Below are 20,898 nucleotides of genomic sequence, written 5' to 3'. Positions count from 1 at the left end.
TCAAATCCATGGGTTTTCGGATGGCCCGCTTGGGGCAGGCAAGTGCTTTCTGCGGATTGTGGTCATTGGGCCTGGGGGCGGTCGTCTCCTCGCTTTTCACGTCGAAGTCCGCTCCAGGCCATCTGCACGCAGATGACGGCGAGTAGCACAGAGAAGGCGATGTTTGCGATGAAGGGTGAGAGTGTCGCGGCCAGGATCGCTCCGAAGGGCGACGCGGCGCTGGCAGCGATGCCAAGTGCCGCCGCCGCCCGTAGATCGACGTTCTTGCGCATCGTGTTCGCGATCGTGCCGGAGACAGCGCCCGGGATCATCATGAACAATGAAGCGCCTTTCGCGGCGAGATCGCTGGCCGCGAAAGCGAGCATCAGGGTCGGGACGACAACTACCCCGCCGCCGACGCCCAGCAGGCCAGAGAGAACGCCGGCGAAGGCGCCGGTAACTATGAGCAGCACCACAGTCAGGAGGTCGAGGTGGATCTCGGTGCCGCGATTTGGGATGACGAACCACAAGCTCGCTGATACGACAGCAAGGAAAACGATGAACGACCAGGTGAGGGCCCGCGTCGGAATCCTGCTGAGCAGGTAGCTTCCGAGTTGCGCGCCCACCGCAGCGCCGACAGCGAGGCAGAGCGCCATGCCTACGTCGAGTTGCCCTTGAGCTGCGTAGCTCACGCTCCCGACCACGGCCGTTGGCAAGATGGCTGCCACCGATGTGCCCGCTGCGCGGCGTTGATCAAAGTGCAGGAGGGCGACAAGTGCGGGTACGAGAATGATCCCCCCTCCGACGCCGAAGGTGCCCGAAAGCACCCCGGTGAGGAGACCGAGGCAGCACAAGATGAGGATGCCCGGTCGTGGCTCATGGGACATGACGGAGGTATCGCCTTCCTGCCAAGAGGCGGCGGTCGGGCCGCAGCCGCGGCGGTTTCCCCATCCGCGGCTGCAACCTCGTCGAACTAGTGGGTTGTCGCCCGCAGGTGCGCAGCGGGTTCGATGGCAACCTGTGTCACGTCTCCGCCACCGCGGGCACGCCTGACGGCCTCGGCAATTACGAGCACGAGCAGGTTCGGAGCAAGGGCGATGAGACCAGAGTCCCAGCTTCCGAGGGGAATCTCCGCGAAGGTGATCACCGCGACCGTGAGGGAGCCGGTGATGATGCTGAGCCCGACGGGCCACGCACCAACTCTCACGCGCCTCGCCAACGCGATGGCGACCGCCGGGGCGAACTGCGTCGTGCAACCGTAGGTCAGCAGGAGGAGGGCGCCGATGTCAGAACGAACGAGACCGAAGGCCAGCGCCAAGCCAATCGCGACGACGATCACCAGGTAGTTCACTGTCATCTGTCGCGCTGGGCGCAGCGTGCCGATGACGTTGCGGGTGATGAGCGTGGATATGCCCATGACGATCGCGGAAGCGGGAACCATGGCGGCTGATGCACCTGCGATCGCGACGACACCGACAAGCCAGTCAGGAAGGATCTCGCCGGACATCGTCAGCAGCACAGTGTTTCCGGTCGTCCCCTCTGGCAGCACGAGGACTGCTGCGAGCCCGACGGTGATCGGCAGGAACAGGACGAGCTGGTAGATCGGCAGCCATTTCGCGTTGCTGCGCAGAACCTCCCCGCTCTTGGCAGCGAGAACGGGCGGCCACAGGTGAGGAAGCGTGTTGAAGCTGGATCCGATCACCGTGACAAGCGTCGCGGTGACGAAGAACACCGGGTCGTACCCGTCCACCTGCATCGCGAGGAGAGTTGGGGCTTCTGTAGCAATTCTCGCGAAGATACCCGGGATCCCGTTGAAGGAGATCGCGAGGCCCGTCGCGATGACGATCATAGCCACGACCATCAGGATGTCCTTCAGGATTGCGACGCGAGCGATGCCCTTGATCCCTGACCAGGCGACGAAGATGGCGACGAGGATGCTCGCGATCACCATGCTGAGCCCGCGCGCACTCGTGCTTCCGGTTGCGAGCTCGACGATGAGGCCGAGACCGGTGATCTGCAGTTGCAGGTAGGGGATGAGGGCTAGTGCTCCGATGAGCGCGACAACCCGGCCAAGCCAGCGGCTCCGGAATCGATCCTCGAAGAAATCACCCATGGTGAGGTAGCCGCGGCGCTGACCGAGCTCACGAATTCTGGGCGTGACGAAGTAAAGACCGAGCCAGGAGATGGTCAGGTACGCGATCGCGAACGTCGAACTGACTCCACCCGCGAAGGCGATCCCCGCCAAGCCCAGGTAGCTGAAGGTCGTCAGCGACTCCCCGGCTTGAAGGAACCACGATGTCCACTTCGGGTTGCTTCGCTCGCCGACCGTCCAATTGCTCATGCTCTTCTGACGGCGACGGCTGGCGAGGCCGAGGCCGCCGATGGCGATGATCCCACCGATGATCATGACGGTGACGATCATCGGACCCCCTCCGCTTCCTCGGCGGCGATGCGGGTGGCTCGAATCTGTTCGATCTGCTGGGTGGCGAAGCGGTCTGCTTCTTGGGCATCCGCTTCCGCTCCGCCAGCCCGCTTGTACAGCACTTCTACGATCTGCAGGGCTGCAACCGAGAGGAGCACCATCAGCGCACTCCAGACGAGCACAGCAGGCAGCCCGAACCACAGGGTCGGCTCGACGGCGAATGGAAGGAAGGGTATTGCGAAGAACCCGAGGGCTGGAACGCTGACGATCGCGAACCTCCCGGGAGTGAAGAGTCTTGGGGTCACGATGCTCCTTGCAGCCTCGGTGATGCGTTTAGAGGGTCGGTCTGTGGGACGAGTAACCGGTGAGCGACTCGAAGGTCCTGGCAGTTCCGAGCAATCGCGCGTCGGAACCGAATGCGCTCACCATCTGCACGCCGATCGGGAGACCGTCGTCGGTGAAGCCGGCGGGCAGAGAAAGCGCGGGGGTCCCGAGCATCGTGATCATGGTGGCGGCTCGCATCCAGTCGAGGTAGGTGTCCTGGGCCTCGCCGGCAACTGACCGCGGATAGTCCCAGTCGATCGGGAACGGTGCCGTGGTCGCAGCCGGTGCGAGCAGGACGTCGTACTCGGCGAGGAATCGAGTGGCTTCACGCATGAGCTGACTCTGGCGTTCTTGGGCCCGCATGATGTCTCGTCCGCTGAGTGTGCGACCAAGACGAATGTTCCAGGTGAGGAGTTCGTTGAAATCCTCCGGATCGGCATCGGCGGCCTCGCCCCACTCTGACTCGAACTCGGCGGCGCGCAGCTTCATGAATGCCTCCGCTGCACCGTCGAGCTCGGGGCTCGCCAGCGACACGTGGGCTCCGTTGTCGTCGAGCAGGGCGACCATCGATTCGAGCACGCCTAACACCTCAGGTTCGACGGGGATACGTCCCCCGAGATCCGGCGCCCACGCGACTCGCAAGCCCGCCAAAGGCACGTGCCGTCCGGGCTCGCCCAGGTGAGGGGCAGCGACGGGAGTACGACCATGAGGACGGGCGATGACAGAAAGCAGGAGTTCGACGTCGTCGACCGTTCGCCCCATCGGTCCCACCGTGGTCAGGGGCGTGAGGAAGTTCGAGGCCTCGCTTGGGGGTACCAAGCCTGGAGATGGGCGCAATCCGACGACATTGCAGAACGATGCTGGATTCCGTAGCGACCCACCCATGTCACTGCCGTCCGCAAGCGCAACCTGCCTTGCTGCGAGCGCGGCGGCCGCCCCGCCGCTGCTCCCGCCAGCTGAGCGGTCAATCGCGTAGGGGTTCCGTGTCGCGCCGAAGACTCGGTTGACGCTGTGTGAACCGGCGGCGTACTCCGGCACGTTCGTCTTGCCGATGACGATGGCACCTGCTGCGCGCATCCGCTCCACGTGGAGGGCGTCGTGGTCAGGGACATGCTCGGAGTGCCTGACGGACCCGTACGTGGTGCGGAGCCCGCTTGTCGTGTGGGTGTCCTTGATCCCAACGGGGAGGCCGAAGAGGGGAAGGTCTGCACTAGGCCCGTGAGCATCGAGCTCACGGGCTCGGGCGAGTGCGCCCTCAGCATCGACGGTGACCACGGCGTTGACGACCGACGATCGTTCGATCTGCGCCAGGCACGCGGACACCGCGTCCACCGCTGAAGCTTCTCGCCGTTCGAGCGCGGCGCGGAGTTCGACGGCGGAGAGGTCGACTAAGGCGTCCATGATTTCCAATCGGTGAGATTTTCCCTGAATGTCAGGGAGTCAACCACAGATTGTTATATCTGCCAAGAGTTATGCAGACTTTTACACTTTCGGCCTAGATGACTGGAACGCTGTGCCCGCTTCGCTTGTAGACGCGCGTCACCAGCGACGCGCGAAGCGAACGAACGTCGGCGGTCCACGACCCGGTGAGCATCGCTCGAAGCCTCGGCAGATCCCCCGAGTTCACGTGGGCGACCAGCGAGTACTCTCCGAGCACTTGCGCCACGTAGCGAACCTCCGGGACGGCGGCCAGCTTCGCGCCGATGTCGTCGGCATGAATTGGTGAGCACGCGATGCGCAGGCAAGCCTCGACTGGGAAGCCGAGACACCGCGGGTCCACGAGCGCGCGAATCGCGACCGCCCCGCGTGACTGAAGCTCGTTCAGGCGGCGCCGCGCAGTCGGCTCCGTGATACCAGCCCGAGCAGCGAGCTCCGCGACCGACGCTCGCCCGTCAACTTCGAGCGCATCGACGATAGCTTGGTCCGGCGCTCCAAGCTGTTCGGATTCAGCCGTGGACTCCTCCGGGGCCTGAGGGCCGGCCAAGCGCTTCGACTCCTGCTCCTCGAGCAGGCCAGGGCGCCATTGTGCGTTTGTCTTGAAGTATCGCAAGACCGGTGTGGCCGAGATCTCCTGAACACCCTCGAACGAGGGGATCACGTGCAGAGTCATCGTCGCGAGATCGAAGGACTTCTCATGCACCTCCACCAGCAGGCTCGAGGGGTTCGCGAGCACCAGGAGGTAGACGACCCCTGGGTGCTCCGCGAGCTCTCTTGCGAGTGCTTCGATACGGTTCGGCGCGCAAGTGATCTCGATGACGCAGGTTGGACCCAAGTTGGCGAGCCCGACTACTCTGACCGTCCCGGTCTCGAGCAGGTCACGACCACGTCGCGCCACTGTGCGGAGCGGCTCCCCGAGCGCCTTGGCCACCGCACTCCAAGGAGCACGACCATCGAACTGGAGAGCGCCGACGATTCGTCTGTCTATCTCGGAGAGCAGATCAGTCACGGGAGCATCCTTCCAACAGGCCATCGCCCAGCATAAGTGCAGCGCGCCGACTTACTCGTTGATGCGGGACTGCAATGCCGACCGCCCCGGCACATTCCGCAGCAGCTGCCAGTCGCCGAACATCGCACAGGTACTGGACACCTGTTCGTCTCTACCACCGGTCGGCTTCAGGGCAGCCTCCACCCACCATGCGCGCTTCGCTTCAATCGTGTCTGTGAGATCGACTCCGGGGCCGGTTCCGGCAGAAGGCATGTCCCAAGCCCATGGGTTTATGAGCAGCGTTCTAGCTGTGGGGCCGTGCGTGTTCTCTGTTCTTTTGTGGGTGGTGCCGGTCATCTCTTGCCTCAGATCCCTCTCCACGAAGCACTGGCTGACGAGAGTCATTGCCCGACGGCCGCACACGAGCCAGTAGCGACATCGCGCCGCTGCTGACGGTTGATCGCGACGGGGAGGTAGCAGTAGTTGCCGACCACTTCGCAGGTCGCGCTGCTCTTGAATCCGCGGTAGTGTCAAGCCCCGGGTTTGGTGGAGGCTCGGTTAGACCCGTTCCATCTCTCTGATGGTGGGCGTTCGTGAGGCGAGGAATTGCTCTTCGGCCTCGATTGGTGGCCGGTGTCCGAGCTCGCCATGCAGTCGCCGGTGGTTATACCAGTCGATGTATTCCGCGACCGCGATCTCGAGGTGATTGATGCCCCGCCAGGGGCCGTGGTTACGGACGAGTTCTGCCTTGAAGAGCGAGTTGAACGCCTCGGCCAGGGCATTGTCATACGAGTCGCCTTTGGAGCCAACCGAGGCGACAGCCTCGGCTTCCTCGAGACGGTCGGTGTAACGGATCGCGCGGTATTGAACGCCCCGATCCGAGTGATGGATCAACTGTGAGAGGTCGCGGCCCGCGCGTTGCCGTGTCCAGATCCCCATCTCGAGCGCGTCGAGCGCGAGGTCCGTGTGGAGGCTCGTGGAGAGCTGCCAGCCAACGATGCGCCTCGGGAACACGTCGAGCACGAACGCCGCGTACACCCAACCCTGGAAGGTGCGGACGTAGGTGATGTCCGCGACCCAGAGACAATCGGGCGCGGGAGCGGTGAAGCGCCGATCAACGAGATCCTCCGGCCGCCCGGAGAACGGGCCCGGAATCGTGGTCTTGGGTCCTTTGCGCCGCGAGATGCCGCGCAACCCTTCGCGACGCATGAGCCGCTCGACCGTGCAACGAGCGACGGATTCCCCGTCGCGTCGCAATTGAGCGTGGACTTTCCTAGCCCCGTAAACGCCGTAGTTCGACGCGTGAACGTCGCGGATCTTCGCGACCGTTTGCTCGTCACTGACCGCTCGCTTCGAGACAGGCCTCGCCTTCGCCGCGTAGTACGTCGACGGGGCGAACTGCAGTTGCGTGCAGATCGGCTCGACCCCGAACTCGTCCTTGTTCTGGTCAATGAAATCGACCATCAGCGCTGTGGGCGGTCGAGCTCCGCCGCGAAGAAAGCCGACGCTGATTTCAAGATCGCGTTCGCCCGCCGCAACTCACGCACCTCACGCTCGAGATCCGCGAGCCTGGCCTGGTCATCGGTCGTGACACCAGGTCTCACCCCGGTATCAACTTCAGCGCGCTGCACCCACCCCCGCAACGTGTCAGACGGGATCCCGAGCTGCTGCCCGACCCTCGTGCACGCGCCTCGACGCCCGCCATTCTCATCCCGAGCATCCAGCACGAGCCGCACCGCTCGTTCCTTCAGCTCCGGCGGGTATCTCCGCTTGCTTGTCGTCATGGTTCCGTCCCCTCTCCAGGGAGTCAGGAACCTCCATCAAACCCGGGGCGATTCACTCGCCATGCTGCGGGCAGGACGACCCCCGTGAGGATTGAAGGACGCCTTGGGCAGACGCTACCGAGCGTCCGCGTGCTCCCCTCCCGTGCGCAGCGGACGAAGCAGCGCGCAATGCCGCGTGAGGTCCGGCGGGCTCGTGCTCTCCGGGTGATCAGGAGTCCCCCGACGCAGCGTCGTTCATGGTGACGACCAGCTTCTGAGCGGACACGCCACCGCGGAGCGTGTCGATCGCCCCCTGGAGGGCAGAAAGGCCGTCTCCGACAACGTGAGCATCCGGGTAGGCGCGATGCCGGCCCGATGCGAGAGCTTCGGGGAGGTAGCTCCCCCAGATGGCCGCACCAACGGGGGAGCTCGAAATGGCGCTTCCCCAGATGAACGAGGCCCTGATGTTGCGGGCACGGCTGCGTACTTGCAGGAGCGCGCTCCGTGTTCCCAAGCGCAGGAGCAGACGGGTCCGGGTGAGGGAGAGGCCACCTCGACGGGGCTGCTCATAGAACGACACGGGCGGGCTCGCCATCGCGATCTTCGTCGCCCCGGTCGCTCGCGCGACCTTCAGGCACGGTTCGGCTGACCCCACCGCGATGGCCAGGACACCCGCGACGACGGACCCGCTGACAGCGTCGATGATCCGGTCGACAACGTCCGCGTCGCGGTAGTCGAATGCCGCCTCGGCTCCCAACCCCTTCATCTGTTCGTGGTTGCGGGCCGAGGCAGTCGTGATGACTCGATAGCCGGCCGCTCGGGCGAGTTGAATCGCGTTGCCTCCCACGGCCGTCGCGCCACCCCACACCACGACGACCTCGTCGCGAGATCCTGAGTCCCCGAGGCTGGAGTAGTCCAACCCCAGCTGCTCGGTTTCGAAGAGCCCGGCTGCCGCCGTGGACAGCGCGAGCGGGAGGACGGCGCCCTCCTCGAATGCCATGGTGTCCGGCAGAGCGGCGGCAAGATTCGCGTCGACGGTGACGTATGCCTGGAAACCACTCTCGGAGACAGCATCGCGGCCCTTCTCCAGACCGATCGCGTACGCCGTGACGCGATCGCCGACCTCGAAGGCACCCACGTCCTCTCCGACCTCGACGACGACACCCGCGACATCCTCGCCGAGGATCACCGGGTACTGCAGCCACCCGTACATCAGCCGTCCATTGGACTGGATGATCGCATCCAACGGATTCACCGCCAGCGCGCGCACGGCAACCAGCAGCTGCCCCGGGCCCGGCTTGGGGGCGGGTGCGTCTCGAATCGTCAGGTCGGCGTAGGGGGAATCGATCCACGCCGCAGTGTTCTCTCTCAAGGCCGTTCGCTCTCCACAGGTGATGACATCTCGTGTCGTCACTGTACACGTGATGACACTCCGTGACATCATGTTCACATGCCTCGATGGTCCCCCGACGCTGCACTTCGGCTCGAAAGTGCGGCGGTACTCCTCTTCGAACGACAGGGTTTCGCCGGAACGACGGTGCCTCAGATCGCCGCAACGGCGAATCTGACCACTCGGACGTTCTTCCGGCACTTCGCCGACAAGCGCGATGTCCTCTTCCTCCGAGATCGCGAGTTCCCCCAAGCTGTCAGCGACTTCATGAGCTCGGTCCCGGCCGAAGCCGACGGTGCCGCCGCGGTGCGCGCGGGCCTCCTTTCGGCATCCCGAGGAATTCAGGACTGGCGAGAGTCGATCGCGCGGCGGCGCCTGATCGTCCGCAGCGAGCCGGCTCTGCACGAGCGCGAGCTCCTGCAGAGCCACCACCTCGCCCACGCGATCAAGGATTCACTGGATCAACGTGGCGCCACCCCTCGCTGGTCGCGCACGCTGGCAGCTCTTGCCGTGACCTGCTTCGACCTCGCGATGGACCAATGGCTCGAGGGGCCCGCCGATCACCCGCTGGAGGAATACGTGACGTCGGTCTGGGCCGATATGCGCGCGTGCATCGGCGAGTGAAGCGGCGACCAGTGCATGACGTAGACAGGTCCGCTTGCGGGACTTGGGGTGGTGAGCGACCGCGATCCGGTCAAGTGCTCGCAGCGGGAAGTTTCGCGTGACGTTGGTCAGCGCTCTCGCACCGGCGTGATCAGGACTCCGCCGAATCGCGCCTCGGAGTAGTCCCACTCGCGTCCGTCAACCCACACCCGCGCCGAAATGCAGGGCAGCGGTTCGTGCTCGCCGTTCGGCCAGTGCAACACGAACCCGCCGCTGAACGACGCGTTCGATCCAGTCACGCGTGCACCGTCAGCATCTACTGCGCGAGCCTCGCATTCGAGGCACAAGTATTCGGGGTACCGATCGGACTGGACGACGTGGGTGCCGCAGTTCGGGCAGGGCTGCAATCCGCGGGCACCAGGGAGAAACGGACTCATCTGACGACCCTAGGCCGAACGACGCGCGTGCTGTTCGCGCACGGCCGGCTGATCGACCTCGGGCGCAGCCCGGAATGATGGAGACAGGTTCGGAGTGTCTCGCCCCCCGGTCTGGCCCGGCAGAACATCCCGAAACCCATAGCTTTCGCGACGACGCAGGGCCGGAGAGAGCGCCGCGAAGCTCGTTGTGGGTCCGTGGCTAGAGCTCGATACTCATCGTGTAGACGAGTGGTCCGTCCGCGATCTGTGTCCGGTGACCGACCTCGAAGCCGTGTCGCTTGTAGAGGGAGACGTTCCGCTCTGCAGAGGTTTCGAGGGAGATGCGTGGAAATGGGGATGCAGCTACCTGACGCATGCATTCGTCGAGGAGTCGAGAGCCCAAGCCCTGGCCGGCTCGCTCGGGACGCACGCCTATCGTCGCGAGGTCCCATGACTTCTCGATCCTGGGCGGCAATTCGACCCCGAATACAGGGCCGAGACGATCGCCCATGAGCTCGGCGATTTCTAACTGGAGAGACTCAGCAGGGTCTGGCGCCCCGGGTGGCAGCATGGCGGCGACGCCGGCGAGATCATCGCTGACTACGACCACGCCGTGTTGTACGGCATGCGTCAGGTAGATGGCCTGGAGTTGCTCGAGTCGAGCGGAGTAGTCGTCGCTTGGAATGCTCCAGCGCGTCCATGGGTACGACTCGAAGGCGGCAGCAAGCGCAGCTGCCGCCTGAGCTAGGTCTGCATGAGTTGCATTTCGGATCGCTACTGCCACCAGGAAATTTTATGCTCCGTGACTGTTTCCTCAGAGTGAGGGCGCCGAGCGTCGATGATCGGCCGTCCTTGCAGCCATCCGGAGAGGATCAAGACGAGCGCGGCCCCGGTCAGGAGGCCATCGATGAGCCCTGGAGGGAGAAGGAAGATCATCAGCACGAGCGTCACCCCGCAGTTGAACAGCGACAACACCAGGCCCCACAGACGACCGCGAGCCATCGCGACGGCGCCTGTAACCCTCAGCGCACCGAAGATGCCGCTCATCGCCATCATCAAGTAGAGGTTCTCGTTGAGGTAGGGCAGGGCGAAGATGTCGACTCGCTCTGTGATCGCCACCTGCGGCACCCCGAGTGCCAGCAGGACGACGAGTCCAATCAGAACTGACATCTCCATGAACACGCCTTGCGTGATCAGGAGCCCACTGGCCCAGCGAAGTCGCGCGGACCGGTTCCGAGATGATGGCACGCACCCAACGTAGTGCTAGAAAGCGCCAGCGCCTCGCCCAGCGGAGCTCGGGCTCTGGTCTGGAAGCCGCAACGCTCAAGCTTCGAATGTTCGAGGCGATGCGATCGGTCCGTGAGCGAGGAGTCGCCGGGTCCAGTCAGCCAGCGCTGCGGTCGCGCACCTCGAGATGACGGCGTTCGGCATGATGCTCGTGAAGCCGTGGAACGCGCCTGGCCACACGTGGAGCTCGGCGTCACCGCCCGCGGCCCACAAGCCGCTCGCGTACGCGACCGTCTCGTCGCGGAAGACCTCAGCGCTCCCGCAGTCGATGTAGGTGCGCGGAAGGTCGGAGAGGTCGGTCGCTCGGGCGGGGGCGGCGAACGCGGAGACATCCTCTCCGGCGCGGCGGGATCCGAGATAGGCGTCCCATCCGAAACGGGTCATCTGGCGATCCGCGACCCCGATGCCGTCGATCTGCTTGGTCGACACCGTGGAGTCTCGGTCGTCGAGCATCGGGGAGACCAGGATCTGAGCCAACAGGGCCGGCCCTTTCCTGTCCCGGGCAAGCAGGGCCGTGCCGGCGGCGAGCCCACCGCCTGCGCTCTGCCCGACGATGACGATGCGCTCCGGGTCGATGCCGAGCTCATCGGCGTGGGCTGCGACCCACGTCAGACCCGCGTAGCAATCCTCGACCGGGTACGGGTCGGGATGCTCGGGGGCGAGGCGATAGTCGATACTGATGAGCACCACGTCGTGGTCGTTCAGGAGCCAGTCGTCGTACGAGTCCAGGTTGCCCAAGTAGTGGCCGAACACCATGCCGCCCCCGTGGATCGTGTAGAACGCGCTCGTGGTGCCCGTGCGGCCGATTCGTTGGATGACCGCGAGTGCGATCGGGGCTCCGAGGTGGCCGGGCACCGTGAAGGTGCGTCGTTCGTATCCGTGCGACTGCAGCCGCTCGTCGAGTTCTTCTTCCGTGATGTCGAGGCTGCGCATGTGCGGCAGCATCTCGGTCGTGAGCGTGAATGGTCCGCGCGCTTCGAGGGCGGTGAGGAAGGTAGCGAGCTCGGGATCGAACTTCGGGCGAGGCATGAGGTCAGACATCGGAGGGCTCCTGTGTGGTGATGGGTGTGATGAGGATGCGACGTGAACGTCGGATGCCGACGGCGACGAGCGCCGCGGCGAGGGCGGTGACGGTCAGGCCGGCGATGAGCATCGCGTCTTGGAACGACGCGAGCCGGTCAGGGGTCCACGTCGTTGTCGTGATGCTGTCGGCGACGAGAGCGGCGAGGATCGTGCCAGTCGCCGTGATCCCGACCGCGGTGGCGATCTCGCTCGCCGTGTCGACGAGCGCGGCCCCGATGGAGGTGCGGTCCTCGGGGAGTCCGCGCAGGACGTTGGTGCCTGCGACGACGCCGACCACTCGCATCCCAGTGGCGACGAGCACAAGCGCGACCAGGATCCAGGGGTAGCCGAAGCGGCCCAGGAGCGCGAACACGGCGAGGCCTCCGACGACAGCTGCCGCGCTCATCCAGGCAGCCCGGTCAAGACCCAGCCGTTGCACGACAGGGCCGACGAAGCGGCCGCTCGCGAGAAGCACCACGATCTGCGGCAGCGTGCCGAGCGCGGCCATGGCGGGCGTCCACCCCCACGCGAACTGCAGCTGCAGCGTGACCATGTAGGACAGCGCGGCCATCGCGAGTCCGGCGGCGGCCTTGTACGCCAGGCCGCTCGCGACCCGAGGTTGTGCGACGAGACGGAAATCGAGCAGCGGATGGCGCGCCGTGCGTGCCCGGACCACGAAGGCGGCGGCCGCGGCCACCGTGGCCGCTGCCGCACCCCACGCCACGGCGGTGTCGGTGCCGACCACGAACAGGGTCGGGGTGACGAGTACTCCGACGACGGCGGCAGTGCCGAGAAGCGCGCCGATCACGTCGATCCGGTCGTGGTGAAGATCCGCTCGCCGGTCAGCGACGACCCCGCTGCGGATCCCAAGGAAGGCGATCGCTGCGATCGGAGCATTGGCCACCATCAGCACCTGCCAAGGTGCCACGGCGAGGACGAACCCGCCGATCGTGGGCCCCGCGGCGAGTCCGACCAAGCCAGCGGTCGAGATGACCGTCAACGCTCGCACGCGCAGCTCGTCACGATCAAAAAGTCGGAAGGCCAACGCCATCGATCCCGGCGTTGTCATCGCCGCGGCGACTCCCATCAGTGCGCGCACGGCGATGAGTTGCTCAACCGACGTGACGAACACGGTCAGCACGCTCACGATCGCGAGCAGCACCAGGCCGACGAGCATGATCCGTCGGCGACCGAACCGGTCAGCGATCGCACCGAACAGCAGCATGAGGCCGCCGAAGGCGACCGAGTACGCCCCCGACACCCACTGCAGCGATGCGGTGGGTGCGGCGAGCTCGCGCCCAAGGGAGGGGAGCGCAACGTTCAGGACGGAGTTGTCGAGCATCTCGAACAGGAACACTGCCGAGAGACCGGTCAGCGCAACCCACGCGTCACGGAGTCGTGGCGGTGGAGCCTGGGTGGCAGGCAGGGATGATTCGGACATGGTCGCACTCCTTCGATGAAGAAGTGGCGACTCCCATGAGACCGCTTGTGCGTTTCCGCCTGCATCGGCAGGACGGGATTTTTCCCTCTGCGGGAAGGTTAGCGCATCGACATCCCATTCTGAACGCCGTCACGACTGCTGGCTTCTCGAGGCCTGTTGATCCCGCCTATCTAGAAGTCGAAGCTCCTGAGGTGCACCTCTTCACCGGCGGCCCAGCCCAGGACCGATGCGGTCAGGCTGCGTCCAGCGCAGACCTCGATCCGTGGGGCCGAACCTCGCCCGAGGTGAAGATCGGAAGCGCGTAGGCGCCGCGAATGCACTGCGACACCGCGGTGCGCGAGCGCTGAGATGGTTGGACTGCACGCCGAGGTGACCGCGCCCGTGATGAAAAGGTCGGTGGCATCGGCCAACCCTTCGATCCGGTCGAACACGTCGGCCGCGAGGGCGAGATCCTCAGCCCGCAGCGCCCAGAGGATTCTGATCCGTCCAGACTGCAGCGCAGCCGGTCCGAGAGTCAGCGTCGGGGTGATGCCGACTCCGCCAGCGATGATGACGAGATCGCCTTCGTCGCCCTGGGCACCCGGATCCGTCGAGTCGGGATGCGCGACGCCGCCGAAAGCGAGGACGGGCACTTCCAGATCGTCGCCAGGCACCCATTTCGCAAGGTGACGCGTGACGGGGCCGCCTTCCCGGACCGTGATCTCGAGTTCAGCGCTGTCCTCAGCGCACTCGGCGTCGGATCGAGCACGACACATAGCCGGGTTCAGCCGGCTCGACACCGTGAACGATCTGATGAAGTCATCGTTGAGCGACGACGGGTCGTGATCTCGCATGTGGGACCACCCCTGCGAGAGCTCGCCGGCGAAGCTCAGGGTGACGTGCTGTCCCGGTCGCCAGGTCGCGAACTCGCGGAAGACTCGTCTTGCGTCGGAGGAGTCCCCGTCTGGGGAGAGCCGGAGGAGGTACTTCGAGACCGTTGGCGTGAGCCGGATCCTGTCGATGACGCGCGCCCTCGCGATGCTGCGGGGCTCGCCCGAGTGGGAGGGAACGAGAACGCTCGCCCCGTCGGTCGGAAGCTCGGCCCGCAGCATCCGCACGGGAGGGTTGTACGGGGAGCGCTCGAGCGGCTGACCTCGAAACGGGAGCGCGTCAGCCAGGAAGCGCGCGTGTTCCACGTGGATGCGCACGACGAGAGCGCTGCGCGGCAGGACCGACTCGGCCTCATCCCCGACCAGCACCTCGGCTCGCCCCGAGAGGTACAGCACGTCGCCCGTCTCGAAATCGGGGAAGGTCATGCCGACGGCGGGGTCTTCGGCGAGGTTGCCGAGGCTCTGCATGAGGCGGTTGCCGGAGTACTCGGGGTACACCAGCTCCACCCCAGCCTCTTTCGAGTTGGTGGCGACGCGGACGAACCCGGGCGCCCCGCCGCGATTGTTCGTATCCATGCTCACGTCGCCGTGTCGACTCGTGAGGAAGAACAGGTCGGCCTTGGCGATGAGCTCGAGCGCTGGGGCGGGCAGCGGAATCGATGCGCTGACCAGCTCGGGCGAGGCCAGACGTGGAGTGATGATCCTCTTGTTGAGGTACTTCGGGCAGTTCCCGAGCGATTCCTCGACGGCGACCACCAAGCGCACATCGGCACGGGGCGTCCGCTCCTCACCCGCGGGAGCAACGACAACCCCAGCACCCGTGAGCCTCCCGGCGATCTTGACCCGGTCGCGGTGCTCGAGATCGATGGCGAGGCCTGAGACGAGACGTCCCTGATCGGCGCTCTCGCCGTGTACCGACTGCGGCTCTGGCTCAGAGAGCAGCGTTTCCAGCACCGGGTCGAGACCTACCCATCGCTGAGCCCCGTCGAACGGACGGCGCTCAAGGTGAGCGGATGTGGTGAGGCCGAGCACTCCGTCAGCCACCCGTCTCGCAGCACCCACGGAGCCGCCGAGCACTGAGGTCCAGACTCGCCCCTGCCGATCGCTCGTCCCCAGCGCAAGGAGTGGGCTTCGCTCGATCCTCGCCACGTAGGGATCTGGGAGGCCGCGCACCGTCGGATTCTCGACGGTCGGGACGCCGAGCCTGCGCTGCATCTCCAGCTCTCCCCCGTGCCAGCCTGGCTGCGTTTCAGGTGCCTCGTGCATGCGATCGATACCTCACCTCAGTCTGTGATCTGGCTTCCAGGAGCTCTAGCTGGGAACGCGCGGGGTCGCGTCGCTCAGGCTCGACCGGCAGGGCGCGCCTGAGCGTGCTTGCGCGCCTTCATGCGGTTGCCGCAGGTCGCCATCGAGCACCATTTCGCGGAACCGGGACGGCTGCGATCGAGGAGAAACAGGTTGCATTCCGTGTTCGCGCAGGCACGGAGACGCCCAGGCAGCAGCTCAGCGATCTCAGCCCACGCGAGTGCCGCCCGAACGGCCAGCATCTGGTCTTTCGGGGCCCGCGGAAGCCAGCGGATGCCCCCATCCGTCACCTCGGGCACGAGCTCGACCCCCTCCAGCAACGACTGCAGCTGCAGGTGCGCTCCGGGAACCTCCCGAACGAGGTCGTGCAGCACCTCTCTCATGCGACGGAGGTGACTGCGCTCGCTCGACGAACCGCTGCCGACATAGCGCTGCGCGAGTTGGGTCGCGAGTTCGCCGTCAAGCAGGTCCAGCTGCTTCCCCCGCTCGATTGGCGCACTGTTCAGCACGGTCAGCAACAGCTGCTCGTCATCGCTTCTCAGTTCCAGCATGCCTACCCTCCTCGGTTCACTCCATGCTACGTTCAGCGTAACCACTAAAGCAACTTTAAGGAGTTAGATCGTGCCTGTTGTCCACCACCGCACTGCCACCGTCGACGGACTCGAGGTCTTCTACCGCGAAGCCGGACCCTCCGACGCCCCTGTCCTGCTGCTCCTGCACGGCTACCCGACGAGCTCGCACATGTTCCGACACCTCATCCCCGCGCTCGCGAACCGGTACCGGGTCATCGCACCAGACCACATCGGCTTCGGTCGCTCCGCAGCTCCCGCCGTCGACGAGTTCGACTACACCTTCGACGCGCTCACCGACGTCACTCGCGGCATCCTGGACCTCCTCGACATCACCCGATACACGGTCTACGTGCAGGACTACGGCGCCCCGATCGCGTGGCGCCTCGCCCTCGCAGACCCCAGCAGCGTCGAGGGCGTCATCTCTCAGAACGGGAACGCCTTCCAGGAGGGATTCGTCCCCGAATTCTGGGCGCCCATCTGGGACTACGCCGCCAACCCCTCGATCGAGAACGAGCGCGCGCTTCGACCAGCGCTCGAGCGGGACGCGGTCGAGTGGCAGTACCTGCACGGCGTGCCAGACGCGTCCACGGTCGACCCGGATGCCTGGGAACACGATCTCACCCTGCTCGCCAGGCCCGGCGTGGACCGCGCGCAGCTCGCGCTCTTCGGCGACTACGCATCGAATCGCCCGCTCTACCCCGCGGTGCAGGCGTGGTTCCGAGACTCCGAGGTGCCGATCCTCGCGGTCTGGGGCCGCAACGACGAGATCTTCGGTGCGGCCGGTGCGGATGCGTTCAAGCGCCAGGCCCCACAGGCCCGCGTCGAGTTGCTCAACGGCGGACACTTCCTCCTCGAGTCTCACCTCGACGAGGTGGTCGACATCATCCTCGACTGGCGGAGCGGCTTCTAACGCGACTCGGGCACCAGAGCACCCGGCCTTCGCGCTTGCGTGGGTGTCAGCAGTCCCTGCAGCTGCTTCGACTAGCGTCGTGGCATGGGTTTCGCGCGGTCGGGTCGGGTCGTCGCTGTGCTCCAGTGGTTCCTCGCGGTGGTCATGCCGTTCTTCGCCGTGTTCGGGCGGGTGCTGTTCACCGGCGAGCTCGGCTGGCTTGGACTCTTCGGCATCGTCTTCAGCCCGATCGCGGCGGTACTTCTGCTCGTGCCGCCCATCCTGACGCGCTTCGACCGCGAAGCGACGCGTCGGCGCAGCGTGCGCAGCGCGTACGTCTGGGGTACTGCCGCCAGCTGGGTGGCGCTGTTCGCGATCGCGCTCACCGCCCCGGACAGCGGCGACATTCGCCCGTACCTCTCGCCGTTGCAGATGCTCACCGGCATCGGCCCCGACGCGACCACGGTCGTCACGATTGGCCTCGGCGCGGTCGCTGCCGCGGGTTGGCTGCTGGCCGTGGGGGTCGCCATCGCGGGCATCGTGCGGAGTCGACGAGTGGATGCACTCGAAGGCCCCGTGCGCAGCGCAGCTTCTGACCACCGCACTTTCAACTCGTAAGGAACGTCATGCATGCCCATCCCCAGCAGGTGACCGGCGCGCTCCTCGCGCTCAATGGCGCGAACGTGCCCTACGTGTTCCACGCGACGCCGACCGGCTTCACGGGCACCTGGAACTACGCCGACGCCAAGTGGGCCGGCGTCTTCGCTGCCGGCGCCGTTGACCGCACCTTCGAAGCGCTCATCGAGTTGCACGAAGACGGCACCTTCACGATCACGAATCAGACGCAGAGTTCCTCGGCGAGCATCGGCCCCGGCTCCGCCGGGTTCAGCCACACGACCTTCAAGGCAAGATCCGGTCGAAGAGCTTCAACAGCAGCGCGGCACCGATCGCATCCGACCACGGCCAGCTCGGGCACACCTTCGGGTGGAAGTTCGATAGCGACGAGATCGAACGGCCAGCTCGGGACGTGCTCGCGCAGCACGGCTGGACCGAGCGGAAGTCTGGCTTCTGGTCCAAGCTCTTCGGGGTGTAGCCGCACGAAGTTCGCGAGTGCATCGGTCGCTGCACGCTGAGCGAGGGCGGGGCGTTTCGCAGGGGATGCGCCGCTGCTTCACCGACCGCGGACGAACCGGTGCATCGGCGCCCGGCGCGCGTCAGGCGCTCCGCCCTGCTCGAGCCAGGCGATGTGGGCGGCGATGAGCGCCAGCGCGGCCTGGCGATTGACTCCCTCGCTCGAGGGCGTGCGCCGCGCATCCTTCGCCCGCTCGAGCCCCGGGGCCGACGAGTACCAGAACAGCTCGTACAGCGCCCGCCACTCTGCTGCCCCCATCTCCCGCCGCACACTCCAGGTCACGCTGAACCGAGCAATCGCTCGCCCGGAATCATCGAACATCGCGAGCCAGTCGCCGCCGCGAGGCACGCTGAACATGACCATCCGTCGGATGGCGCGAAACGGCACCGTACGGCGCCGCGTGTGCAGCATTCTCTGCGTCAGGTCGACGGTTGCGCGCCCCGGGCCAAAGAACCGGATCAGGACCACCATCACGATTACGAGTATCGGACTGGCGCCGATCGCGAGCGACTTCAGAGGCACTGCAGGGTCGAAGAGCAGTACCCCGGCGCCGAGGCCGACGACCACTGCGGAGGCGATCGCGGTAACGGCCATGGCCCCGATCCCCGCACGGCCGAACTCCACGCGACGGGTGGCAGCTTGCGCCACGGCCGAGGCCGCCATCAGGTGTAGAGCGTGACCTTGGACCAGTACTGTCCCCGCGCAGCGTCGTATTTACACGGCGTGTAGAGCGCCGACCGGTAGCCGAACGACCAGTTGCGGATGTACGACTTCGCCGCCTGCGTGCACGAGCTCGGGTTGGAACCCCACACGTACTGGGATGCGCTCGCCGCTTCCGCAGACGGGGCGGCGGCCACATTGGCACCGGCGCCGACACCGACGGCAAGGGCAAGACTCGCGACAATGGTGAGCAGCTTCTTCATCGGGGGCTCCTTCAGCTGGGTCGTTTCGAGTATGCGCAACCGCTCGCGCATCCACCAGGTCAGAACTCCCCGCGCCCCAGCGGGCCCTCGCGAGAGGATCACGGGGTCGACTGCCGCCTTCGTCGGCACGACGCCACGCGCGATCCTCCGCTACCACCAGATCGGCCTGCTTCCGGAGCCCGAGCGCGGGAGCGACGACATCCGCGACGCCTTCACACACACGCCACACCAGCGAGTGAGTCGGGCCCGCTTCTGCGAGGCTGAGTGGATGGAGGCGAACGCGCGAACGGTCGGATCGGTGTCGAAGGAGCTCGGGGTGAGCGTGCGCACCCTGCACCATTGGGAGGAGGTCGGCCTCGCGCATCCCTCCGGCCGCACCCCGGGTGGCTACCGAACCTACGACGACCGTGACGTCGCGCGGCTCCGCCGGGTGCTCATGTTCCGCGACCTCGGGGTCCCCCTCTCGGAGATTCCCGCTCTCCTCGATGGCACCGGCGCCGACCGACGCCTGGAGCTCGAGGCTCGGCGATCGAAGTTGGTGACGAAGATCACGCACCTCAAGCAGCTTGCCCGCGAGGTCGACGCCCTCGTCGAGGCGGACCAGAACGGGCCACTGCTCGACGACACCGAGTCGGCCGTGGCCTTCGGCCCGGATTGGAACCCGGACTGGGCCCGCCAGGCGCAGGAACGCTGGGGAGACACGGCCCAGTGGGCGGAGTACGCGGAGCGTTCGGCTCGCCGGACACCCCAGGATTGGCAGGAAGTGACGAATGCGGTGCGCGGGGTCGCCTCCGAGATGGGCGCGGCGAAGCGCGGCGGCGTCGCACCCCACAGTCCCGAGGCCGCGAAGCTCGTGGAGCGCCACCGACAGGTGTTCGGCGAGTTCTTCCACTGCACGCTGTCGATGCACGTCGTGCTGGGCCGCATGATCGCGAACGAGCCAGACCGCCGCGCGTTCTATGACGGCGTGGAGGCGGGCTTGGCGGCGTGGATGCGCGACGCCATCGATGAAGTCGCGCGGCGGTCAGGCATCGACCCGGACGCCGCCCGGTGGGAGTGACGCCGGCTACAGATCGGCCTCCGCCCTGGCGACACCAAGGCTGAGAGCACCGACCCCGATGATGTCGGCGCTGGCCACGTGCAGGGCTTCGGCGGCGCTCAGGCCACTCGCCTGCAGATACGAGTCGACGAGTCGGTTGCCCGCCGCGTATCCCGCCCCCGTCGGCAGCCCGACCGGTGCGACGCCGAACCGCTCGGCAGACGCATCCCCGTGTACCCACGCGGTGAAGCTCTGCATGCCTTGCACCCCGAGGCCGGACACGACCTTCCGCAGCACCGCTTCGTCCTGCAGGTGCGGGACGCCGATGGGCGTGTATCCGGGCTCACCGTACAGCTGCCGAGCGAACGCATCCGCGAGCCCCTCCGAGACGACCTGCTCCCCCACCGTCACGGAGCTCGGATCCCACACCACCCCGCCGGGCGCATAGCGCAGATTGTGGTTGAGCTCGTGGACGGCGGCCGCCTCCAGCCTCGCGAGGTTCTCGTCGGTCGGCCAGACGGTGAGCCAGATGAAGCCGGTCGCACTGCCGTTGCCGCTGAAGCCGCGAAGGGGGCCCATGAAGTGGGCGTCGCCGACGTCGCCGGGAACGAGGAGCACCGTGAGGTCCGGGATCAGGATGCTCGGGGTCGCGGCCGCCTGCACCTCGATCGCGCGGCTGAGCGCCTCCCCGATGCGCCGCCACGCGTCGTGCTCCCGGAAGAGGGCCAGCGCCGATCGCGTCTCGGCGACGTGCCGATCGAGCGCGCATCCGAAGCTCAGGAGGTGCATCTGCACGAGGTCCACCTCGCCCGGGAAGTAGCGGAACTGGTCGGCCATCGGAGCGAGCAAGTCCCGCAGCTTCGCTTCGCGCTGCGCTTCGGGCGCTCGCAGCACGGCTTCGAGGGCGGCATCGGTATCGACGATCGTGAGAGTCATGGGCGCCACCGTAAAGCCTGACGTCGCGTGAGGGTCAAGCGACTGCGCGCGCGAGCGATCGCGCGGCGCCCGTCGGCTACCTTCAGCCGCACTGCGATCGTCAAACAGTGGCACCTTCGCC

Annotated in this window: 22 protein-coding genes, 1 pseudogene and 1 other annotated feature; of the genes and pseudogenes, 6 read left to right on the top strand and 17 right to left on the bottom strand. The window is 66.2% G+C overall.

Annotated features, from left to right (window positions below; translation table 11 throughout):
- Positions 1 to 62 precede the first annotated feature (62 nt).
- From HDC34_RS15830 to HDC34_RS15800, 7 genes are all read right to left on the bottom strand, one after another.
- Positions 63 to 866 carry a sulfite exporter TauE/SafE family protein gene (locus tag HDC34_RS15830; RefSeq protein WP_179557732.1) on the bottom strand — a complete coding sequence of 268 codons (804 nt, stop codon included), beginning with the start codon at positions 864 to 866 and terminating at the stop codon, positions 63 to 65.
- An 86-nt stretch (positions 867 to 952) separates the two neighbouring features.
- Positions 953 to 2,401: a sodium:solute symporter gene (locus HDC34_RS15825; RefSeq protein ID WP_179557731.1), complete on the bottom strand. Its 1,449-nt coding sequence runs from the start codon at positions 2,399 to 2,401 to the stop codon at positions 953 to 955.
- Entirely contained in the window at positions 2,398 to 2,706 is a 309-nt protein-coding gene (locus HDC34_RS15820; RefSeq protein ID WP_179557730.1) for a hypothetical protein, read from the bottom strand. Before HDC34_RS15820 ends, HDC34_RS15825 begins: the two co-directional genes overlap by 4 nt.
- Before the next feature lie 28 nt (positions 2,707 to 2,734).
- A complete protein-coding gene (locus HDC34_RS15815; RefSeq protein ID WP_179557729.1) occupies positions 2,735 to 4,126 on the bottom strand; it encodes an amidase in 1,392 nt (463 codons plus the stop codon).
- A gap of 94 nt (positions 4,127 to 4,220) precedes the next feature.
- Positions 4,221 to 5,171: an Lrp/AsnC family transcriptional regulator gene (locus HDC34_RS15810; protein WP_179557728.1), complete on the bottom strand. Its 951-nt coding sequence runs from the start codon at positions 5,169 to 5,171 to the stop codon at positions 4,221 to 4,223.
- Positions 5,172 to 5,708: 537 nt separating this feature from the next.
- Positions 5,709 to 6,934, bottom strand: a protein-coding gene (locus HDC34_RS15805; protein WP_257023355.1) for an IS3 family transposase whose coding sequence is annotated in 2 segments (ribosomal slippage) — positions 5,709 to 6,652 and positions 6,652 to 6,934 — 1,227 coding nt in all. Because the reading frame shifts where the segments join, the coding sequence is not laid out codon by codon here.
- Positions 6,540 to 6,653, bottom strand: a sequence feature (AL1L pseudoknot). Its footprint overlaps the gene before it by 114 nt.
- A 208-nt stretch (positions 6,935 to 7,142) precedes the next feature.
- A complete protein-coding gene (locus tag HDC34_RS15800; RefSeq protein ID WP_179557727.1) occupies positions 7,143 to 8,285 on the bottom strand; it encodes a zinc-binding alcohol dehydrogenase family protein in 1,143 nt (380 codons plus the stop codon).
- A gap of 78 nt (positions 8,286 to 8,363) precedes the next feature.
- Here HDC34_RS15800 and HDC34_RS17955 point away from each other — a divergent pair.
- Positions 8,364 to 8,516: pseudogene (locus tag HDC34_RS17955) on the top strand (helix-turn-helix domain-containing protein); the annotation flags it as partial.
- 54 nt (positions 8,517 to 8,570) lie between these two features.
- Complete coding sequence (locus tag HDC34_RS17950) at positions 8,571 to 8,927, top strand: hypothetical protein (RefSeq protein WP_257023405.1); 357 nt, start codon at positions 8,571 to 8,573, stop codon at positions 8,925 to 8,927.
- A gap of 107 nt (positions 8,928 to 9,034) precedes the next feature.
- On the opposite strand, the gene HDC34_RS15790 is transcribed toward HDC34_RS17950, so the two are convergent.
- From HDC34_RS15790 to HDC34_RS15760, 7 genes are all read right to left on the bottom strand, one after another.
- A complete protein-coding gene (locus HDC34_RS15790) occupies positions 9,035 to 9,205 on the bottom strand; it encodes a hypothetical protein (protein ID WP_179557725.1) in 171 nt (56 codons plus the stop codon).
- Between the two features lie 337 nt (positions 9,206 to 9,542).
- Positions 9,543 to 10,106, bottom strand: a complete 564-nt coding sequence (locus HDC34_RS15785) for a GNAT family N-acetyltransferase (protein ID WP_308807375.1) — start codon at positions 10,104 to 10,106, stop codon at positions 9,543 to 9,545.
- Complete coding sequence (locus tag HDC34_RS15780; protein ID WP_179557724.1) at positions 10,097 to 10,492, bottom strand: hypothetical protein; 396 nt, start codon at positions 10,490 to 10,492, stop codon at positions 10,097 to 10,099. Before HDC34_RS15780 ends, HDC34_RS15785 begins: the two co-directional genes overlap by 10 nt.
- A gap of 153 nt (positions 10,493 to 10,645) precedes the next feature.
- Positions 10,646 to 11,650: an alpha/beta hydrolase gene (locus HDC34_RS15775; RefSeq protein ID WP_179557723.1), complete on the bottom strand. Its 1,005-nt coding sequence runs from the start codon at positions 11,648 to 11,650 to the stop codon at positions 10,646 to 10,648.
- The gene (locus tag HDC34_RS15770; RefSeq protein ID WP_179557722.1) at positions 11,643 to 13,112 is read right to left on the bottom strand and encodes an MFS transporter; all 1,470 of its coding nucleotides are present in this window, start codon (positions 13,110 to 13,112) and stop codon (positions 11,643 to 11,645) included. Before HDC34_RS15770 ends, HDC34_RS15775 begins: the two co-directional genes overlap by 8 nt.
- Before the next feature lie 170 nt (positions 13,113 to 13,282).
- Entirely contained in the window at positions 13,283 to 15,247 is a 1,965-nt protein-coding gene (locus HDC34_RS15765; RefSeq protein WP_179557721.1) for a pyridoxamine 5'-phosphate oxidase family protein, read from the bottom strand.
- Between the two features lie 74 nt (positions 15,248 to 15,321).
- On the bottom strand, positions 15,322 to 15,837 hold the full coding sequence (locus HDC34_RS15760) for a CGNR zinc finger domain-containing protein (RefSeq protein WP_179557720.1): 516 nt from the start codon (positions 15,835 to 15,837) through the stop codon (positions 15,322 to 15,324).
- A gap of 70 nt (positions 15,838 to 15,907) precedes the next feature.
- Between HDC34_RS15760 and HDC34_RS15755 the strand changes: the two genes are divergently transcribed.
- From HDC34_RS15755 to HDC34_RS15745, 3 genes are all read left to right on the top strand, one after another.
- Positions 15,908 to 16,768, top strand: coding sequence for an alpha/beta fold hydrolase (locus tag HDC34_RS15755; protein ID WP_179557719.1), 861 nt, complete (start codon positions 15,908 to 15,910; stop codon positions 16,766 to 16,768).
- 84 nt (positions 16,769 to 16,852) lie between these two features.
- Positions 16,853 to 17,365: a hypothetical protein gene (locus HDC34_RS15750; RefSeq protein ID WP_179557718.1), complete on the top strand. Its 513-nt coding sequence runs from the start codon at positions 16,853 to 16,855 to the stop codon at positions 17,363 to 17,365.
- Between the two features lie 8 nt (positions 17,366 to 17,373).
- On the top strand, positions 17,374 to 17,880 hold the full coding sequence (locus HDC34_RS15745) for a hypothetical protein (RefSeq protein ID WP_179557717.1): 507 nt from the start codon (positions 17,374 to 17,376) through the stop codon (positions 17,878 to 17,880).
- A 38-nt stretch (positions 17,881 to 17,918) separates the two neighbouring features.
- Here the strand turns inward: HDC34_RS15745 and HDC34_RS15740 are convergent, their stop codons facing one another.
- Both HDC34_RS15740 and HDC34_RS15735 read right to left on the bottom strand, forming a co-directional pair.
- Complete coding sequence (locus HDC34_RS15740) at positions 17,919 to 18,542, bottom strand: hypothetical protein (protein WP_179557716.1); 624 nt, start codon at positions 18,540 to 18,542, stop codon at positions 17,919 to 17,921.
- Positions 18,542 to 18,802, bottom strand: a complete 261-nt coding sequence (locus tag HDC34_RS15735; RefSeq protein WP_104251978.1) for a hypothetical protein — start codon at positions 18,800 to 18,802, stop codon at positions 18,542 to 18,544. The genes HDC34_RS15740 and HDC34_RS15735 overlap by 1 nt, the downstream gene beginning before the upstream one ends.
- Between HDC34_RS15735 and HDC34_RS15730 the strand changes: the two genes are divergently transcribed.
- Positions 18,783 to 19,862, top strand: a complete 1,080-nt coding sequence (locus HDC34_RS15730; protein ID WP_218855316.1) for a TipAS antibiotic-recognition domain-containing protein — start codon at positions 18,783 to 18,785, stop codon at positions 19,860 to 19,862. The genes HDC34_RS15735 and HDC34_RS15730 overlap by 20 nt on opposite strands.
- A 6-nt stretch (positions 19,863 to 19,868) precedes the next feature.
- Here the strand turns inward: HDC34_RS15730 and HDC34_RS15725 are convergent, their stop codons facing one another.
- Positions 19,869 to 20,777 (bottom strand): DUF2268 domain-containing protein, encoded by a 909-nt coding sequence (locus HDC34_RS15725; RefSeq protein ID WP_179557715.1) that lies wholly within the window; start codon positions 20,775 to 20,777, stop codon positions 19,869 to 19,871.
- Positions 20,778 to 20,898: the final 121 nt, after the last annotated feature.

This window comes from Pseudoclavibacter sp. JAI123 (assembly GCF_013409665.1).
In the GTDB taxonomy this organism is placed as follows: domain Bacteria; phylum Actinomycetota; class Actinomycetes; order Actinomycetales; family Microbacteriaceae; genus Pseudoclavibacter.
This window is presented reverse-complemented; position numbering and strand designations above follow the sequence as displayed.

Bases quoted from the DNA above. Each gene is read 5' to 3' on its own strand.
- HDC34_RS15830 (WP_179557732.1), bottom strand. From the start codon at position 866: ATGTCCCATGAGCCACGACCGGGCATCCTCATCTTGTGCTGCCTCGGT.
- HDC34_RS15825 (WP_179557731.1), bottom strand. From the start codon at position 2,401: ATGATCGTCACCGTCATGATCATCGGTGGGATCATCGCCATCGGCGGC.
- HDC34_RS15815 (WP_179557729.1), bottom strand. From the start codon at position 4,126: ATGGACGCCTTAGTCGACCTCTCCGCCGTCGAACTCCGCGCCGCGCTC.
- HDC34_RS17950 (WP_257023405.1), top strand. From the start codon at position 8,571: ATGAGCTCGGTCCCGGCCGAAGCCGACGGTGCCGCCGCGGTGCGCGCG.
- HDC34_RS15780 (WP_179557724.1), bottom strand. From the start codon at position 10,492: ATGTCAGTTCTGATTGGACTCGTCGTCCTGCTGGCACTCGGGGTGCCG.
- HDC34_RS15775 (WP_179557723.1), bottom strand. From the start codon at position 11,650: ATGTCTGACCTCATGCCTCGCCCGAAGTTCGATCCCGAGCTCGCTACC.
- HDC34_RS15770 (WP_179557722.1), bottom strand. From the start codon at position 13,112: ATGTCCGAATCATCCCTGCCTGCCACCCAGGCTCCACCGCCACGACTC.
- HDC34_RS15765 (WP_179557721.1), bottom strand. From the start codon at position 15,247: ATGCACGAGGCACCTGAAACGCAGCCAGGCTGGCACGGGGGAGAGCTG.
- HDC34_RS15760 (WP_179557720.1), bottom strand. From the start codon at position 15,837: ATGCTGGAACTGAGAAGCGATGACGAGCAGCTGTTGCTGACCGTGCTG.
- HDC34_RS15750 (WP_179557718.1), top strand. From the start codon at position 16,853: ATGGGTTTCGCGCGGTCGGGTCGGGTCGTCGCTGTGCTCCAGTGGTTC.
- HDC34_RS15745 (WP_179557717.1), top strand. From the start codon at position 17,374: ATGCATGCCCATCCCCAGCAGGTGACCGGCGCGCTCCTCGCGCTCAAT.
- HDC34_RS15740 (WP_179557716.1), bottom strand. From the start codon at position 18,542: ATGGCGGCCTCGGCCGTGGCGCAAGCTGCCACCCGTCGCGTGGAGTTC.
- HDC34_RS15730 (WP_218855316.1), top strand. From the start codon at position 18,783: ATGGTGAGCAGCTTCTTCATCGGGGGCTCCTTCAGCTGGGTCGTTTCG.
- HDC34_RS15735 (WP_104251978.1), bottom strand. From the start codon at position 18,802: ATGAAGAAGCTGCTCACCATTGTCGCGAGTCTTGCCCTTGCCGTCGGT.
- HDC34_RS15725 (WP_179557715.1), bottom strand. From the start codon at position 20,777: ATGACTCTCACGATCGTCGATACCGATGCCGCCCTCGAAGCCGTGCTG.